The sequence below is a fragment of the Mycolicibacterium arseniciresistens genome, assembly GCF_030519285.1.
In the GTDB taxonomy this organism is placed as follows: Bacteria; Actinomycetota; Actinomycetes; order Mycobacteriales; family Mycobacteriaceae; genus Mycobacterium; species Mycobacterium arseniciresistens.
In genome coordinates this window covers 1-15,332 of the sequence record NZ_JAUMSQ010000224.1, presented here as the reverse complement: position 1 = coordinate 15,332, position 15,332 = coordinate 1, and the positions used below count along the sequence as shown (strand labels likewise).

The 15,332-nt window shown below is 69.5% G+C and carries 19 protein-coding genes; 5 read left to right on the top strand and 14 right to left on the bottom strand.

Features of this window, described 5'->3' with window-relative positions:
• The 4 genes from Q2100_RS22870 to Q2100_RS22855 all read right to left on the bottom strand — a co-directional run.
• On the bottom strand, positions 1-232 hold a 232-nt coding region (locus Q2100_RS22870; RefSeq protein WP_302915897.1), incomplete at its 3' end, for an SAM-dependent methyltransferase.
• A gap of 25 nt (positions 233-257) precedes the next feature.
• Entirely contained in the window at positions 258-1,181 is a 924-nt protein-coding gene (gene hemC, locus Q2100_RS22865; RefSeq protein WP_302915898.1) for a hydroxymethylbilane synthase, read from the bottom strand.
• Between the two features lie 30 nt (positions 1,182-1,211).
• Positions 1,212-2,582 (bottom strand): glutamyl-tRNA reductase, encoded by a 1,371-nt coding sequence (locus tag Q2100_RS22860; RefSeq protein WP_264013127.1) that lies wholly within the window; start codon positions 2,580-2,582, stop codon positions 1,212-1,214.
• A 63-nt stretch (positions 2,583-2,645) separates the two neighbouring features.
• Positions 2,646-2,906: a glutaredoxin family protein gene (locus Q2100_RS22855; protein WP_302915896.1), complete on the bottom strand. Its 261-nt coding sequence runs from the start codon at positions 2,904-2,906 to the stop codon at positions 2,646-2,648.
• Between the two features lie 107 nt (positions 2,907-3,013).
• Here Q2100_RS22855 and Q2100_RS22850 point away from each other — a divergent pair, with 107 nt between their 5' ends.
• A complete protein-coding gene (locus tag Q2100_RS22850; RefSeq protein ID WP_264013125.1) occupies positions 3,014-3,910 on the top strand; it encodes an HAD family hydrolase in 897 nt (298 codons plus the stop codon).
• Between the two features lie 58 nt (positions 3,911-3,968).
• Entirely contained in the window at positions 3,969-4,508 is a 540-nt protein-coding gene (locus Q2100_RS22845) for an FAS1-like dehydratase domain-containing protein (protein WP_302915895.1), read from the top strand.
• Between the two features lie 15 nt (positions 4,509-4,523).
• Here Q2100_RS22845 and Q2100_RS22840 read toward each other — a convergent pair whose 3' ends face one another.
• The 9 genes from Q2100_RS22840 to Q2100_RS22800 all read right to left on the bottom strand — a co-directional run bounded on the left by Q2100_RS22840 (position 4,524) and on the right by Q2100_RS22800 (position 12,063).
• Positions 4,524-5,591, bottom strand: a complete 1,068-nt coding sequence (locus Q2100_RS22840) for a lysophospholipid acyltransferase family protein (protein WP_302915894.1) — start codon at positions 5,589-5,591, stop codon at positions 4,524-4,526.
• Positions 5,592-5,625: 34 nt separating this feature from the next.
• The gene (locus tag Q2100_RS22835) at positions 5,626-6,705 is read right to left on the bottom strand and encodes an SDR family oxidoreductase (RefSeq protein WP_302915893.1); all 1,080 of its coding nucleotides are present in this window, start codon (positions 6,703-6,705) and stop codon (positions 5,626-5,628) included.
• 29 nt (positions 6,706-6,734) lie between these two features.
• Positions 6,735-6,836: a 30S ribosomal protein bS22 gene (locus Q2100_RS22830; RefSeq protein ID WP_003402602.1), complete on the bottom strand. Its 102-nt coding sequence runs from the start codon at positions 6,834-6,836 to the stop codon at positions 6,735-6,737.
• A 118-nt stretch (positions 6,837-6,954) separates the two neighbouring features.
• Positions 6,955-7,212, bottom strand: coding sequence for a helix-turn-helix domain-containing protein (locus Q2100_RS22825; RefSeq protein ID WP_264013154.1), 258 nt, complete (start codon positions 7,210-7,212; stop codon positions 6,955-6,957).
• Between the two features lie 137 nt (positions 7,213-7,349).
• Complete coding sequence (gene proC / locus Q2100_RS22820; RefSeq protein WP_264013120.1) at positions 7,350-8,222, bottom strand: pyrroline-5-carboxylate reductase; 873 nt, start codon at positions 8,220-8,222, stop codon at positions 7,350-7,352.
• A gap of 53 nt (positions 8,223-8,275) precedes the next feature.
• Positions 8,276-9,112 carry a thioesterase family protein gene (locus Q2100_RS22815; protein WP_302915892.1) on the bottom strand — a complete coding sequence of 279 codons (837 nt, stop codon included), beginning with the start codon at positions 9,110-9,112 and terminating at the stop codon, positions 8,276-8,278.
• A gap of 29 nt (positions 9,113-9,141) precedes the next feature.
• Positions 9,142-9,987, bottom strand: a complete 846-nt coding sequence (locus tag Q2100_RS22810) for a sugar phosphate isomerase/epimerase family protein (RefSeq protein ID WP_302915891.1) — start codon at positions 9,985-9,987, stop codon at positions 9,142-9,144.
• Between the two features lie 7 nt (positions 9,988-9,994).
• A complete protein-coding gene (locus tag Q2100_RS22805) occupies positions 9,995-11,065 on the bottom strand; it encodes an Rv0497 family membrane protein (RefSeq protein WP_302915890.1) in 1,071 nt (356 codons plus the stop codon).
• Complete coding sequence (locus Q2100_RS22800; protein ID WP_264013116.1) at positions 11,062-12,063, bottom strand: Ppx/GppA family phosphatase; 1,002 nt, start codon at positions 12,061-12,063, stop codon at positions 11,062-11,064. Before Q2100_RS22800 ends, Q2100_RS22805 begins: the two co-directional genes overlap by 4 nt.
• 200 nt (positions 12,064-12,263) lie before the next feature.
• Between Q2100_RS22800 and Q2100_RS22795 the strand changes: the two genes are divergently transcribed.
• Together Q2100_RS22795 and Q2100_RS22790 are read left to right on the top strand one after the other, a co-directional pair.
• Positions 12,264-13,055, top strand: a complete 792-nt coding sequence (locus Q2100_RS22795) for a DUF3109 family protein (RefSeq protein WP_302915889.1) — start codon at positions 12,264-12,266, stop codon at positions 13,053-13,055.
• Positions 13,048-13,347: a YciI family protein gene (locus Q2100_RS22790; protein WP_264013114.1), complete on the top strand. Its 300-nt coding sequence runs from the start codon at positions 13,048-13,050 to the stop codon at positions 13,345-13,347. The genes Q2100_RS22795 and Q2100_RS22790 overlap by 8 nt, the downstream gene beginning before the upstream one ends.
• 26 nt (positions 13,348-13,373) lie before the next feature.
• On the opposite strand, the gene Q2100_RS22785 is transcribed toward Q2100_RS22790, so the two are convergent.
• Positions 13,374-13,709, bottom strand: coding sequence for a DUF732 domain-containing protein (locus Q2100_RS22785; RefSeq protein WP_302915888.1), 336 nt, complete (start codon positions 13,707-13,709; stop codon positions 13,374-13,376).
• Between the two features lie 156 nt (positions 13,710-13,865).
• On the opposite strand from Q2100_RS22785, the gene Q2100_RS22780 reads away from it, so the two are divergent.
• A partial coding sequence (locus Q2100_RS22780) for an HNH endonuclease signature motif containing protein (RefSeq protein WP_302915887.1) occupies positions 13,866-15,332 on the top strand: 1,467 nt, incomplete at its 3' end.

The following is a 15,332-nucleotide window of genomic DNA, read 5'->3' as shown; positions in this document are numbered from 1 at the left end:
CGGTGGGCGCGGGCGCCTCGGCCGGTGCCGGTCCCGCCGGCGGCGGCAGCGCGGTGCCGACCAGCGCCAGCACCGCACCGGGCACGTCCGGGTCGGTGAAGACCAGTGCGGCGTTGGCGAGCACGGTCTGCGCCCGCGAGGTCAGCAGGCCGGGGTCCCCCGGGCCTGAGCCCACGAACGTGATGCGGCCGGGCTTCGTCTTACGGCCTCGTACGCCCACTTGCCGAGTCATCTGTCGCTCACTCCGCTCTACAGCTTCAGTTGAGATCCGCCATGAGCTCGCGCGCGCCCAGTTCGAACAGCTCCGAGGCCACGGAGACGCCCAGGTCCCTGGCCCGACCCGGAGTTCCGATGCCGGACGCACGGATCACGTCGGATCCGTCCAGCGTCGCCACACAACCGCGCAGCGACAGCTCTTCGAAGATGTGGCCCTCCTCATCGATGGACTCGACCACTTCCGCGATCGCGCCCACCGGTGCGGAACAGCCCGCCTCCAGTTCGGCGAGCAGAGTCCGTTCGGCGGTGACCGCAGCACGCGTGTCGGCGTCGTCGAGCTCCGCCAACAGCGCCGCCAGCCCGGAATCCGCTGCGCGGCATTCCACCGCGAGCGCCCCCTGAGCCGGCGCCGGCAACATCTGCACCGGCTCGAGGGTCTCGGTGACATCGCCCAATCGTCCGATGCGAGCCAGTCCCGCCCGGGCGACGACGACGCCGTCGAGATCACCGCCTGTAACCCTGTTCAACCTGGTATCTAGGTTGCCTCTTAGGGGGCGGATTTCCAAACCGAGACCCAGTGCTCTAAGCTGCGCCGCCCGCCGCGGGCTCGACGTGCCGATCACCGAGCCGACGGGCAACTCCCCCAGCACCATCCCGTCACGGGCCACCAGGGCGTCCCTGGGGTCCTCGCGCCGCGGTGTCGCCGCGATGACGAACCGCTCGTCCTGCGCGGTCGGCAAATCCTTGTAGGAGTGCACGGCCATGTCGACGCGGCCGTCGGCGATCGCGTCGCGCAGCGCCGCGGTGAAGACGCCCACGCCGATCTCCGCGATCGGTGCGGACGACCGGTCGCCCTCGGTGGAGATGATGACCAGCTCGGCCCGGTGCCCGCGCTGCACCAGCGCGTCCCGGATGGAGCCGGCTTGGGTGGTCGCCAGGAGACTGCCGCGGGTGCCGATCCGGATGGGCCCGGGATCCTGTGAAGGCGTCAAGCGCTACTCGGACTTGTCGAAGTCGAGTGCTGTGGCGCTCATCGCGTCGCCCCCGGCCACCAGCGGCAGTTCGCCTGCCGCCACGGCGTCGACCGCCTGCGGGTCGAGCTCGAACAGCTCCCGCAGCGCCTCGGCGTAGCTGTCCCCGCCCGGCGCGCTGGCCAGCTGTTTGACCCGCACCGTCGGCGCGTGCAGCAGCTTGTCGACCACCCGCCGCACGGTCTTGGCCACCTCGTCGCGGTGCGCGGCCTCGAGGCCGGGCAGCCGGTTGTCCAGGCGCAGCAGTTCGGCCTCCACCACGTCGGCGGCACGCTGGCGCAGCGCCGTGACGGTGGGGGTGACCTCGGCCATCCGCTGGCCGGTCAGGTAGGCCGACACCTCGGCGGCGACGATCGCGCGGGCGGCGTCGGCGTCGGAGGCCGCGGCGCGCGCCGAGGGCTCGCGCTGGATGCGGTCCATGTCGATGACGTAGACGCCGGGCAGGCCGGCGATCGCCGGGTCGACGTCGCGGGGCATGCCCAGGTCGCAGATCACCAGGGGGCGCTGTTCCGGCCGGCCGGTCAGTCCGCGGTGGGCATCGGCCAGCGACACGACCGGACGCACAGCGCCGGTCGACGTGATCACCACGTCGGCGTCGGCCAGCACGGTGGCGATGTCGTCGAGGGCCACCGCGTCGGCCGCGAAGCCGTGTCTGGTCAGCACCTCCGCCAGCCGGCGGGCTCTCGGCAGCGATCGGTTGACCACGTGCACGTAGCCCACACCGGCGCGGATCAGGTGCTTCGCGGACAGGGCGCCCATCGATCCGGCGCCGACCACCACGGCGGTGCGGCCCGCGAGTGTCCCGAGCTTGTTCTGGGCCATTCCCAGCGCGACCGAGACGACCGACGCGCCTGCGGCGTCGATCCCGGTCTCGGAGTGCACCCGCTTACCGACGGCCAGCGCGCGCTGCGACAGTTCGTGCAGGGTGCGGCCGACGGTCTGGTTGGCCTCCGCCGCGGCGTACGCGCGCCGGACCTGGCCGAGCACCTGCTGCTCGCCGATCACAGCCGAGTCCAGGCCGCTGGCCACCGCGAACAGATGCTCGACGGCGGCTTCGGCGTACCGCACATAGGCGTACCTGGTCAGATCGTTGAGCGACATGCCGCAGTGCTCCGACAGCACCTGCCCGATCACCGAGAGGCCACCGTGGAACGCCTCGACCACGGCGTAGACCTCGACACGATTGCAGGTGGACAGCACCATCGCCTCTGTCACGAGCGGCGACTGGAGCACCTGGTCGACGATCTTCGCCTGATCCGATTCATCGGTGCTCAACTGTTCGAGCACCGACACCGGCGCGCTGCGGTGCGAAACCCCGAAGAGCAGCACACTCATGGCCTCATCACCACATAACCACGTTAATCGCCAGGTGGTCAGGTCACCAAATTCGTGACGGGTTCAACACCTCTGCAGGTCGTCGGTCAGCCGCTCCTCGTCGACCTCGCCGTAGCTGTGTTCGACGCCGTCGAGCAGCACCACAGGCAGCCGGTCGCCGAACTCGGCACGCAGGGCGGCGTCCCCGGCCGCAGCGGCGGCGTCGACGTCGACCACCGACAGCGCGAATCCCAGCTCGCCGGCCAGCGCATCGAGCCGTCCCGCCGCCTGCGCGCACAGCGGACAGCCCTCCCGGGTCAGCAACGTCACTGCCCGCCGGTGCATATCCCCTAGTCGGCCCCCTGGCCTTCGGCCGGGAGGTACCCCCGTCGCTCCTTCTGCCCGCCGGTGCACCCCGCAAGTATGCGGCGCGGGTGACCTAGGGTGAATCCGTGTCCGATTCCGCGGAGGCCGCACGCCAGCAGATCGCCGGTGACGCCAGCGCGGAGGCCGCCGTCACCCACCTGGAGGCCGAAGCCCCGTCGACAGCGCCCGCCCCGCCGCCGGACCTGACCGCGGCGGCGTTCTTCGACGTCGACAACACCCTCGTGCACGGGTCGTCGCTGGTGCACTTCGCGCGTGGGCTGGCCGCCCGCAAGTACTTCACCTACGGCGATGTCCTGGGTTTCGTCTACGCCCAGGCGAAGTTCCAGCTCACCGGCCGGGAGAACAGCGAGGACGTGGCCGCAGGCCGGACCAAGGCGCTGTCGTTCATCGAGGGCCGCTCGACCGCCGAGCTGGCGGCCGTCGGCGAGGAGATCTACGACGAGATCATCGCCGACAAGATCTGGCCGGGCACCCGCGCGCTGACCCAGATGCACCTCGACGCGGGCCAGCAGGTGTGGCTGGTGACCGCGACGCCGTACGAGCTGGCCGCCACCATCGCCAGGAAGCTCGGCCTGACCGGCGCGCTGGGCACCGTCGCCGAATCGGTCGACGGGGTGTTCACCGGCCGGCTGGTCGGCGACATCCTGCACGGCAGCGGCAAGGCGCACGCGGTGCGGTCGCTGGCCATCCGCGAGGGCCTGAACCTGCGGCGGTGCACCGCCTACTCCGACAGCTTCAACGACGTGCCGATGCTGTCGCTGGTGGGAACCGCCGTCGCGATCAACCCGGACGCCGCGCTGCGCAGCGTCGCGCGGGAACGGGGCTGGGAGATCCGCGACTTCCGCACCGCGCGCAAGGCCGCCAAGGTGGGCGTGCCGTCGGCCGTCGCCCTCGGCGCGCTGGGCGGTGCGCTGGCCGCCGTCGTGTCCCGCCGCCAGGAGAGTCGCTGGCACCTGCGCTGATAGGCTCGCGCGCTGAACAGGCCACCGCAGGACGGTCTAGTGGGGAGCAAGCGCAGTCATGGCCATCGCTGAAGACATCATCGGCACGCATTACCGGTATCCCGACTACTTCGAGGTCAGCCGGGAGAAGATCCGTGAATTCGCGCGCGCGGTCAAGGACGAGCACCCCGCCCACCACAGCGAGGAGGCGGCCAAGGAGAGCGGCTGCGACGGCCTCATCGCGTCGCTGACCTTCCTGGCGGTGGCCGGCCGCAAGGTGCAGGCGGAGATCTTCAACCAGTTCGACGTGCCGATCAACATGGAGCGGGTGCTGCACCGCGACCAGAAGATCACCTACCACCGCCCCATCGTCGACGGCGACAAGTTGTTCTTCGACTCCTACCTCGACTCGGTGATCGAGGCGCACGGCACCGTCGTCACCGAGGTCCGCGGCGAGGTGAGCGACGAGCGCGGTGAACCGGTGCTCACCAGTGTGGTGACCGTGATCGGCGAGGCCGCCCATGAGGGCGAGGCCGACGAGGTGTCGGCGACCATCAAGGCACGACGCGACGAAGCCATTGCCAAAATGGTTGCTGGGCAAAGATCCGCCGGCGCATAGGCCCGGCCCGGCGACTCAGCCCAGGAACATGTTCCTGCGACCAGCCAGCAGCTGGTAGAGCGTCTGCTGGATGGTCTCGCGCACCTGGTCGGTCAATTCGAAGGTGACCATCGGATCGTCGGCGGCCGATTCGTCGTAACCCGCGGTCTCGATCGGTTCGCCGAATTCGATGTGCCACTTCGACGGCAGTGGCACCAAGCCGAGCGGTCCGGCGAGCGGGAACAGCGGCGTGATCGGGAAGTACGGCAGCCCGAGCAGCCGGGCGAGCAGCTTGACGTCGGCGATCATCGGATAGATCTCCTCGGACCCGACGATCGAGCAGGGCACGATGGGGGCCTTGGTCCGCAGCGCCGCCGACACGAACCCGCCCCGGCCGAAGCGCTGCAGCTTGTACCGGTCCTTGAAGTGTTTGCCGAGGCCCTTGTAGCCCTCGGGGAACACCGCGGTGAGCTCGCCGGCGGCCAGCAGCCGGTGCGCGTCGGACGTGCAGGCCATGGTGTGGCCGGCCTTGCGGGCGGCCTGACCCACCCCCGGCAGGTCGAACACCATGTCGGCGGCCAGCAGCCGCAGGTCCCGGTGCGCCGGGTGCTCGTCGTGCACGGCGACCGACGTCATCAGGCCGTCGAACGGCAGCACGCCGGCGTGGTTGGCCACCACGAGCGCCGCACCGGTCTCGGGCAGGTTCTCGATGCCGCTGACCTCGACCCGGAACCACGAGTTGAAGAGCCCTCGCAGCAAAGGCAGAAAGATTGCGTCGTTGAGGTGTTTGTCGAACCCGAACTCGTCCACGACGTAGTCGCCCGACATCCGCTTGCGGACGAACTCGGCGGCCGCGGCGATGCGCTTGGCGAGTTCGGTGGGGGTCTCCTCGACAGGGCCGGAGCCGACCGGACCGCCGCGCCGCTGGTCGATCTCACGGACCACCGCGGCGATCTGCTCGGCCGACGCCCGACCGCCGGGGTCCGCCATCAGCGACGGGTGTCGGCGGGCACTCTCAGTGCGTTGCGCGGCGCGCCGCGAGGCCGCCGCGCGGCCCGAACTTCCATGTAACGGAATGACTTTGGCTTTTGGCTCGCCCGACACGTCGGTACCTCTTCCCACCCGATTTCTTGAGTGTCTATCTTCCCCAGCGCTGTGCCGCAGACACGGCGCGACTCTCCATTGAGCGTACCCACCGCGGGTCGATGATCGGCGTCAAACCTCGACCGCGAACGTAATCGTCGAAAGCTTCCACAGTCGACCACTTCGGGTGGTAACCGAGATCCTTACGCATGCGCGCGGTGTCCATCACCCGGCCGTAGCTCAGGTAGTTGAGCTGCTCACGATCGAGCTCAGTGTACCGAGTCGCGCGCCGCAGCGAATCCACTGCCCAGAGGGCCGAACGGGGCACCGGCAGCGGGACCCGGCCGGCCCGCCGGAGCGCCTGGCTCATCATGATGATGCCGTCGGCGCCCACGTTGAACGTGCCCGCCCGGCCGGCCATGGTGGCCCGCTCGAGCACGCCGAGCGCATCCTGCTCGTGCAGCAGCTGCAACCTCGGGTCGTGACCGACGACCGTCGGCACCACCGGTGCGCTGATGTAGCGCGACAGCGCGGTGTCCATCGCGGGCCCGATCATGTTGGCCAGCCGCAGGATGGTCACGGCGATGTCCGACCTGCGGCGGGCCAGGCCGCGCGCATAGCCCTCGATGTCCATGCTGTCGCGGGCGAACCCCTCGCCGGGTGGCCGGCGGGCGCTGCTGTCCTCGGTGAACATCACCGGATCGCGCGAGGTCGACCCGTACACCTCCGACGTCGACTTCAGCACCACGCGGCGCACCGACGGCGCCTTCTGGCAGGCGGCGAACAGCTGGATCGCGCCCATCACGTTGAGTTCCTTGAGCGTCGCCCGGCCGCCCGAGCGGGGCGCGTAGGACGCCGCCGCGGCGTGCACCACGGTGTCCACGTCGCCGTTGCGGATCACCTTCGCGATGAACGGGTTCCGGATGTCGGCGCGCACGAACTCGGCGCGGCCCATCCGGCGCAGCAGGTCCTTGCTCGGCGCGATCGCGTCCACCGCGATGACGTGGTTGATCAACGGATTCTGCGCGAGCCGGGCGGTCAGATAACCGCCGAGGAACCGGCAGGCCCCGGTGACCAGCACGACCTTCGGGTAGTGCACCGCATCGCCCGAGGCGGAGTCGCCAGAACTCTCCATCCGGCCAGCCTATAGGCGGAAGCTCGAAGCTACTTGCCGAGTTTTCTGCGCTGCACCCGAGTGCGACGAAGCAGCTTGCGGTGCTTCTTCTTCGACATACGCTTACGCCGCTTCTTGATGACTGAACCCATGTACTCCGCTACCTAAAGTCTCCCCGAGCCGCGTTGACTCGACCGGCATACTTTACCCGGGCGGCCCCCGCGAAGGGAAAACGCCCGTCCCTGCGCCGGCTTCAGCGCGAAGAGCCGATCAGCCTGCGTCGAAGTACGAGCTCTCCAGCATGTCGTGAACGGCCTTGGCATGCACCCGGAACGAGCGGCCAACGCGCACTGCGGGCAGCTCTCCGTTGTGCACCAACCGGTACACCGTCATCTTGCTCACCCTCATCAGGCTCGCCACTTCGGCGACGGTGAGGAATTGGGCTCGTGGCGGTTGACCGTCGGAACCTCCGCCGTCCCGCTTCCCGCCAGCCGAATCCCGTGCCGATGGCCCGTTCATAGACGTCATCGCAACCCAATCCATCAGGCCGGGCAGTTCCAGCGGCTTCCCCACCGCTGGCACCGACCCGTGCATACACGAGGAGAATAGCGTGGCGGGTGGGGTTACTGCGACGGGTGTGGGCTAATCAATTTCAAATCGCCGAACTACGAAGATGTAATTCCTAGCTGCTCAGAGCGTGTTTTCGCGGCCTCGACCGCGTTCGCCACCGCCGCCCGCAAACCGCCGCGTTCGAGTTCCCGCAGCCCAGCGGCGGTAGTGCCCGCAGGCGAGGTAACCGTGGCACGCAGCTGCGCGGCGGTGGTGTCCATCGTGGTGCCCATCGCCGCCTCACCGGACGGCTGCGCCTCGTCGAGCCGCTCGAGCAGCATCGCGGCCGATCCGGCCATCGTCTGCACCACCAGATCGGTGGCCACCGAGCGGCTGAGGCCGGCGGCGACCCCTGCATCGATGAGGGCCTCGACCATCAGGAAGAAGTACGCCGGCCCCGAGCCCGACACCGCGGTCACCGCGTCGAGCTGGCTCTCCGGGACGGTCAGCACGCCGCCCACGGCGTCGAAGATCGCCGACACCTCCTTCAGGTGCGCCGGGGTGGCGAAGCGGCCCGGCGCCAGCGCACTGACGCCACCGCCCACGACGACGGGGGCGTTGGGCATCGCGCGGATCACCGGCGCGCCCGCGGGCAGCCGGTTCTCGTAAAAGCCAGTGGTGACACCGGCCGCGACGGTGACGAAGACCTGCTCGGCGGTGTCGGTCTCGGCGTGTGCGGCGGCCTGGGCGATGTCGTCGATGACGTTCTCCACGTCGGCGGGCTTCACCGCGACGATCACGAAGTTCGCGTTCTCCGCGGCGTCGGCGACCGAGGTGACGAACACCGAGTACTTGTCGGCGAGGAACTTCGCCCGGTCCGGATACTTCTCGGCGACCACCAGGTCCTTGACCTGACGGCCGGCCCGCAGCAGTCCGGACAGCAGCGCCTCGCCCATGCTGCCGCCACCGATGATCGCGATCCTCGACATGGGCCACAGCATTCCATGCCGCAGCGCGGACCCGTCGATCGACGCCTACGGCGTCAGGCGGGCGGCGGCACCATGGCCAGCTGGCGGGTCTGGACGATGATGCGGCCCTCCACGTCGACGACGATGTGGTCCTCGTCGAACCAGTCCTGGCCGACCTGCACGGCCGTGCACATGACCCGCAGCCAGCCGTCGGCCGGCAGGCCACGCAGGTAGGCCGTCAGCTGCACCGTGGGCGCCCAGCCGCTGCGGTCGACGGCGAATGTCACCGGCGCCGAGACGTCGCCGCACAGCAGCGCGAAGAGCACGTCGGGCGCGCTGTCCTTCGGCCGCACCCAGTACTCGAACACCGGCGGCCCGCCGTCCGACCGCGGCCCGAGCGTGTGCAGGGCGGGCCGGATGTCGCAGCCGTGCGCGAGGTGCACGATGTCGGCCATCGGATGGCCGGGGCCGATCGGCTCCAGCCCGGGCGGCGGCTCCGGCGTCATCAGCGGCACCACCGGGTTGAAGCTCAGCAGTGGCGGAACGTGATGCTCGGCGTCGGCCAGTGTGACCGCGACGGTGACCGCGGTGCGGTCGCCCTGGGTGAGCTCGACGTCGACGAGGCTGACCCGGCGGCCGCGCTTGCGGATCGAGGTGCGCACCCGCATCGGCCCGGGATCGGGCGCCCACAGGTAATTGGCGGCGACGGCGATCGGCTGGAAGCCGCCCTCGACATCGGACCCGCAGGCGGTTCGCGCCGCCTTGGCGCACAACGCGAGCATTGCGCCGCCGTGCACCTTGGGCCCGATCGTCCAGTGCTCGTTCAGCTCACCGTCGTACACGCCGGTGCGGTCGTCCTGCTCGACCGTGGTCAGCGTCATGGCATCGGTGAACGAGGTCGATCCGGGCACGGTGGAATCCTCCGGGTGTCGGCGCGTGGTCAGCGCAGCAGATGGGTGCGGGCGAACTGCAGCGACTCGCGCAGCAGCGCCTCGCGTTCGGTCGCGTTTCGCGCCCCGGACGTGGTGACCTCCAGGATCACGTGTCCGCTGAAGTCGCCGTTGGCCAGCGTCTCGCACACCTCGACCGTGGGCTGCGTGCCACGGCCGGGCACGAGGTGTTCGTCGACCGATGCGCCGCTGCCGTCGCACAGGTGCAGGTGCACCAGGCCGTCGCCCATCCGCTGCGCCATGTCGACGGCGTCGGTGCCCGCGGTCGCGGTGTGGCTGAGGTCGAGCGTGTAGTGGGCGTGGTTGCCGTCCAGCGGGTCGTAGGAGGGCGCGAACGCCGAGATGCCGGGGCCCGGCCTGCCGCCGCGCTTGCGCATCCGCTCGATCGACGTGGGGCCCGCGCCGAAGAACCGGTCGGCGCGGAACGGGAACATGTTCTCCACCGCGACGAGGACGTCGCTGCCGGCCTCCAGGTCGGCGACCTGCTGGGTGAAGCCCTGCGCGTAGCGGCGCTGCCAGCGGAACGGCGGGTGCACGACGACGGTCTGCGCGCCCAGCTGTTCGGCGGCACGGACGCTGCGTTCGAGCTTGGCCACCGGGTCGGCGCCCCACACCCGCTGGGAGATGAGCAGGCACGGCGTGTGCACCGACAGCACCGGGACGCCGTACCGCTCGGACAGCTCGCCGACGGCGTCGATGTCCTGGCTGACCGCCTCGGCCCAGACCATCAGCTCGACACCGTCGTAGCCGAGGCGCGCCGCGTACTCGAACGCCGCCTCGGTCCTCAGTGGGTAGACCGAGGCCGTCGACAGACCGACCTTGATGGCGGGACGCACTGGCCGGCTAGCCGGACTGCAGCAGCGCCAGGGGCCCCAGCGTGACCAACGCCCCGACCGCGACGGCGATCAGCGTGCTGCCGATGTCCTCGGTCTTGCGCACCACCCGCACCCCGACGACGAGGCCGAGGATCACCAGCACGGACAGCACCAGCGCGACGATGTTGTTCCATTTCCAGAGCTGGTCGAAGGCGACGAAGAGGCCGGCGCCGAAGACCACCGCGAGGATGCACTGCCCGACGATCCAGGCACCGCGGATGAACGCCGCCATCGGGGTGTCCGGCGTCTCGCGCACCGGGCCGTGCAGGTCCAGGTCGAGGTCGAGGTCGTCGACGTCAGGTGCGCCGCGCCCGCGGGCCAGGTCGTCGGCGACGGTCTGACCGCCGAACAGCGGGTTCTGGGAACCGCGCATGTAGGACGGCTCGTCGTCGTCGGTGTCCGCGGTGCCGGAGTAACCGGCGTAGTCGGCCTCCGCCGGATCCGCCAGGTCGAGCGGGGCGTCGAGGGCGTCGTCGCTGTAAGCCTCGCCATAGGTGGCGTCCAGGTCGAGCACCGCGGGGTCCGGGCTCATGTCCTCGGCGCCCGCGGCAGCCGTGGACGGCTGGCGGCGCAATGCGTGCGCGTAGTGCGGCTTGCGCGGCGGCTGGAAGTCCACCGGATCGGGGTCGGCGTCCCGGCTGCCCAGATGAGCCGTGTAGTCGGCCTCGGGATCGTCGTCCTCATCGACCGGCGTCTCCGGTTCGGCCTCCGGTTCCGGAGCCCGTTCCACGGTGCCGTTGGTGGGGAGCCTGCCGGTGACGTCGTTGCCGCCGTCGGTGTCGACGGGCGGGTCCTCATGGCGGTCGTCGTCGCGGGCGTCGTCGTGGGAGACGTCGCGGACGTCGTCGTGGGAGACGTCGCGGTCGGAGATGATCGGGATCTCACCGGTCAGCTCGGCGACGGTCACCGAGTCGGTGTTGCCGCGCCGACGCCTGCGCCGGCCGCCGACGGGCGGGGCGCCGATCGTTCCGTTCTTCGCCAGCAACTCGGCAACCGAAATGGGCCGGGTGCCGCCGGCGTTGTCTTCTGGTCCTGTCATCGTGTGCTGCCTTTGGGCCTGAGAACCTCTCGTCGCGCATCTCGCACGGACGTTTCCACCAGGGCGGTGCCGTCGGCCTCACTGTCGAGTTTCCGCAGAATCAGGCCTTCCCGCAATGCCCATGGACAGATGTCCACGGAGTCGATCGAAAGTGCGCGCATGCTCGCTTCGGCTACCAGAGCTCCGGCCACGATCTGTGGCGCCCGGTCGGCACTCACCCCTTCCAGTTCGGCACGGTCGGCCGTCGTCATCCTAGAGATGAAAGCTATGAGCTGCCGCAACCCGGTGGCCGTGAGTGTCCGTTTCACCCGCGGCCCGGCTCCCGACGGCGCCGCGCCGGTGAGCCGCGCCAGCGACCGGAACGTCTTCGAGGTGGCGACGGCGAGGTCCGGGCTGCCCGCCTTGAGCAGTTCGGCGCCGGACTCGGCCAGTTCGGTGGCCAGCCAGTCGCGCAGCATCGCCACCCTCCGCCGGCCCGGCGGGTCGTCCTGCAGCCATTCCCGCGTCAGCCGACCGGCGCCCAGCGGCAGCGACAGCGCCGCCTCGGGCTCCTCGTCGACCCCGTTGGAGAGCTCCAGCGAACCCCCGCCGATGTCGATGTTGATGATCCGCCCGGCGCTCCAGCCGTACCAGCGGCGAACGGCCAGGAAGGTCAGCCGCGACTCGTCGACACCGCTGAGCACCTGCAGGGAGACGCCCGTCTCGGCCAGCACCCGGGCCAGCAGGTCCTCGGAGTTGGTGGCGTCACGCACGGCCGAGGTCGCGAAGGCCATCAACTCCGCGCATCCCGAACTGGCGGCGATCTTGGCGAACTCGTCGATGGTGTCGACGAGCTTGTCGGCGCCCTTGCGGGTCAGTTTGCCGGACGAGTCAATGGCCTCGGCCAGCCGCAGTGACGCCTTCGTCGAGCTCATCGGCGTCGGGTGACCGCCACGGCGGGCATCGACCACCAACAGATGCACCGTGTTGCTGCCCACGTCGAGTACGCCCAGTCGCACTCCCCCAACCTAGTGGGTGCCGGGCGAACTTCCGGGAGGACTCCGGCAATGCCCGTGAAGTGCCTCCGGCCATCTGTGGCGGGAGTGCCCCGCGGCGGACCGGAAGGCGTTGCGACGCATGATCGATGTGATCTTCGCGCTCCGGCGACGCGCTCGCATTCCTCATGCCGGATGACCGGTGCCGGGAGTAGCGTGTCGTCGTGGACAGTTCACATCCCGGCGAGGTCGAGCTCGACTTCGCCCGCGAGTGGGTCGAGTTCTATCATCCCGACGACCCCGAACAGTTGATCGCGGCCGACATGACGTGGCTGTTGTCGCGGTGGACCTGTGTCTTCGGCACGCCCGCATGCCAGGGCACCGTCGAGGGCAGGCCGGATGACGGCTGCTGCTCGCACGGCGCCTTCCTGTCCGCCGACGACGACCGCGCCCGGCTCGACGACGCGGTCAAGCACCTCACCGACGACGACTGGCAGTTCCGCGAGAAGGGCCTGGGCAAGAAGGGCTACCTCGAGATGGACGAGTACGACGACAAACCCAACCTGCGGACCCGCAAGTACAAGGGCGCGTGCATCTTCCTCAACCGGCCCGGCTTCGAGGGCGGCATCGGCTGCGCACTGCACAGCAAGGCCCTCAAGATGGGTGTCGAGCCGCTCACGATGAAGCCGGATGTGTGCTGGCAGTTGCCGATTCGGCGTAGTCAGGATTGGGTGACCCGGCCCGACGGCACCGAGGTGCTCAAGACGACGATCACCGAGTACGACCGTCGCGGCTGGGGTGAGGGTGGCGCCGACCTGCACTGGTACTGCACGGGCGACCCGGCCGCGCACGTCGGATCGCGGCAGGTGTGGGAGTCCTACGGTCCCGAACTCACCGAACTGCTCGGTGAGAAGGCCTACGCCGAGCTCGCCGCGATGTGCAAGCGGCGCAGCGGTTTAGGGCTGATCGCCGTCCACCCCGCCACCCGCGCATCGGAGTCACACACCCATGGCTGACACGCTTTTCCTGTTCCGGTTGATCCCGCCACGGGCGGACTTCGCGCAGACGATGACGGCCGACGAGCAGCAGGCGATGGCCGGCCACCAGGACTACTGGCGCACGTTGCTGGCCGACGGCAGGGTGGTGGTCTACGGACCCGTCGCCGACCCCGAGGGCGTGTGGGGCATGGGTGTGCTGCGCGCCCGGGACCAGGCCGAGGTGCTCGAGATCGGCCATCGCGACCCGTCGGTGCTCGCCGGGGTCAACTCGTTCGAGGTGTTCGAGATCATGGGCGGCATCACCGGCTAGCTTCGCCGCGTCAAGCAGTTGTCGGTTCAGATCGGCCCGATTTCGCCATTGTGCTCGGGGCACAACTCAACGGCGGAGTACTGAGCGAACAGCGTGGCGTAGTAGTTCCTGTTGGGAGAGTCGTCCCCGTTGTACGAGATCAACACCTCTTGGATTGCCGCAGCCTCGCCGCCCGAATCGAAAGCCGCGCAGACCCTGCGACCGACGTCGAGAGCATCCTCGGCACATCCCGGGCATTCGATCGCGTAATGGTTCAGGGAGTCGATCGCCTTGAGGAAGCCGTCCTCACTGGCACCCGCCATCGGGGCACCGGCCAACCCGATCCCGGCGGCGGCCAGCATCGTCAACACGAGCTTCTTCATGCAGCCTCATCATGCCCGTCGCCGCACGTAGTCGTAACGAAGTCACGCGATCGAGTCGTCAAGCGGTTGTCCACAGTCGCGAGTTCATCCACAGCTTGCCGCCGGTAGTCGTTGTGGCCAACTCCTGCGTCGGTGGTGCGCCGTAAATTCGCTCATATGTTCGAAGCGTTGGAGATGCCGGACCGCGACGTCCGCGGTGGCGCGGCCGTGGCGGCGTGGGCGCGGGTGGAGAACGCGGCCGCGGCGCGGCGATTGGGCGCGATCGCTTCGGTGTTGCAAGCGCGTCTTGCTGCTTCGAACGCCGCCGAGAGGGAGCAGTGGTGCCTCGACAACTGGGCCGCGGTGAGCGCCGAGGTGGCGGCCGCCATGGGAGTGACGCTCGGTGCGGCGTCCCATCAGCTGATGGTGGCCAGGGCACTGGCCGACCGGCTGCCGCGGGTGGCCGAAGTCTTCGCCGCCGGCGAGGTGTCCTACCGGCTGATCAACACGATCGTCTTCCGCACCGCGCTGATCAAGCAAGAGGAGGCGTTGGCCAAGGTCGACGCCGAACTGGCGGCGCACATCAGCGGCTGGGGCTCGCTGTCGGCGGCCAAACTGGAGGGCGCGATCGACCACTGGGTCGACCGCTACGACCCCTATGCACTGCGCCGCATCGAGATTCACGCACGCAACCGGCACGCCGATGTCCACATTCCTGATGGCAGCGGCGTGGGGTCGCTGTGGGCGCGCATGTACGCTCATGATGCGGTGGCTCTGGACAAGCGGCTCGATGCGATGGCTCGTGCGGTGTGTGACGCCGACGGCCGCGATCTCGACCAGCGCCGCGCCGACGCGCTCGGCGCGTTCGCCGCGGGAGCTGACCGTCTGAGCTGCAATTGTGGTGAATCAGACTGCGCCGCAGCGGGAGTGACACCGAGCAACGCGGTGATCCATGTCGTGGCCGACGAGAGCAGCCTGGCCGATTCCGAGGAAGCTCGATTGAACGGCGCCAAGCCGGAGCGTCCGACCGACGGTAAGTCACTGCAGGAGCAGACGATCGCCGAAGCTTTCTGGCAGCCGGCGCCCAAAGGACCCACCGATGCCACTCCCGGCGTCCTGATCGGCGGCGGTCTGCTGCCGGCACCGGTGCTCGCGACGCTGGCGCCCCGGGCGTTGGTGCGTACGATCGTCCACCCTGGCGACAGTCCCCCGGAGCCTCGATACCGGCCATCGGCCAAGCTCGACGAGTTCGTCCGCTGTCGCGACATGACGTGCCGCTACCCGGGCTGCGACGTGCCGGCGTGGGACTGCGACATCGACCACACGATCAGCTATCCGGCCGGTCCGACGCAGGCCGCCAACCTGAAGTGTCTGTGCCGGAACCACCATCTCTTGAAGACCTACTGGAGTGGGTCCGACGGCGGGCGGGACCGGCAACTGCCCGACGGCACGGTGGTGTGGATGAGTCCCGACGGGCTGACGCACACCACCGAACCGGGCAGCCGGCTGCAGTTCCCTGCGCTTTGCCGGCCCACCGCTGCGGTGACCGTCCGCGGGGAGACGGTGGTCGCGACGGGTGTGATGATGCCGCGGCGGTCCCGAACCCGAGCCCAGGACCGGGCGGCCCGCATCGACGCCGACCGC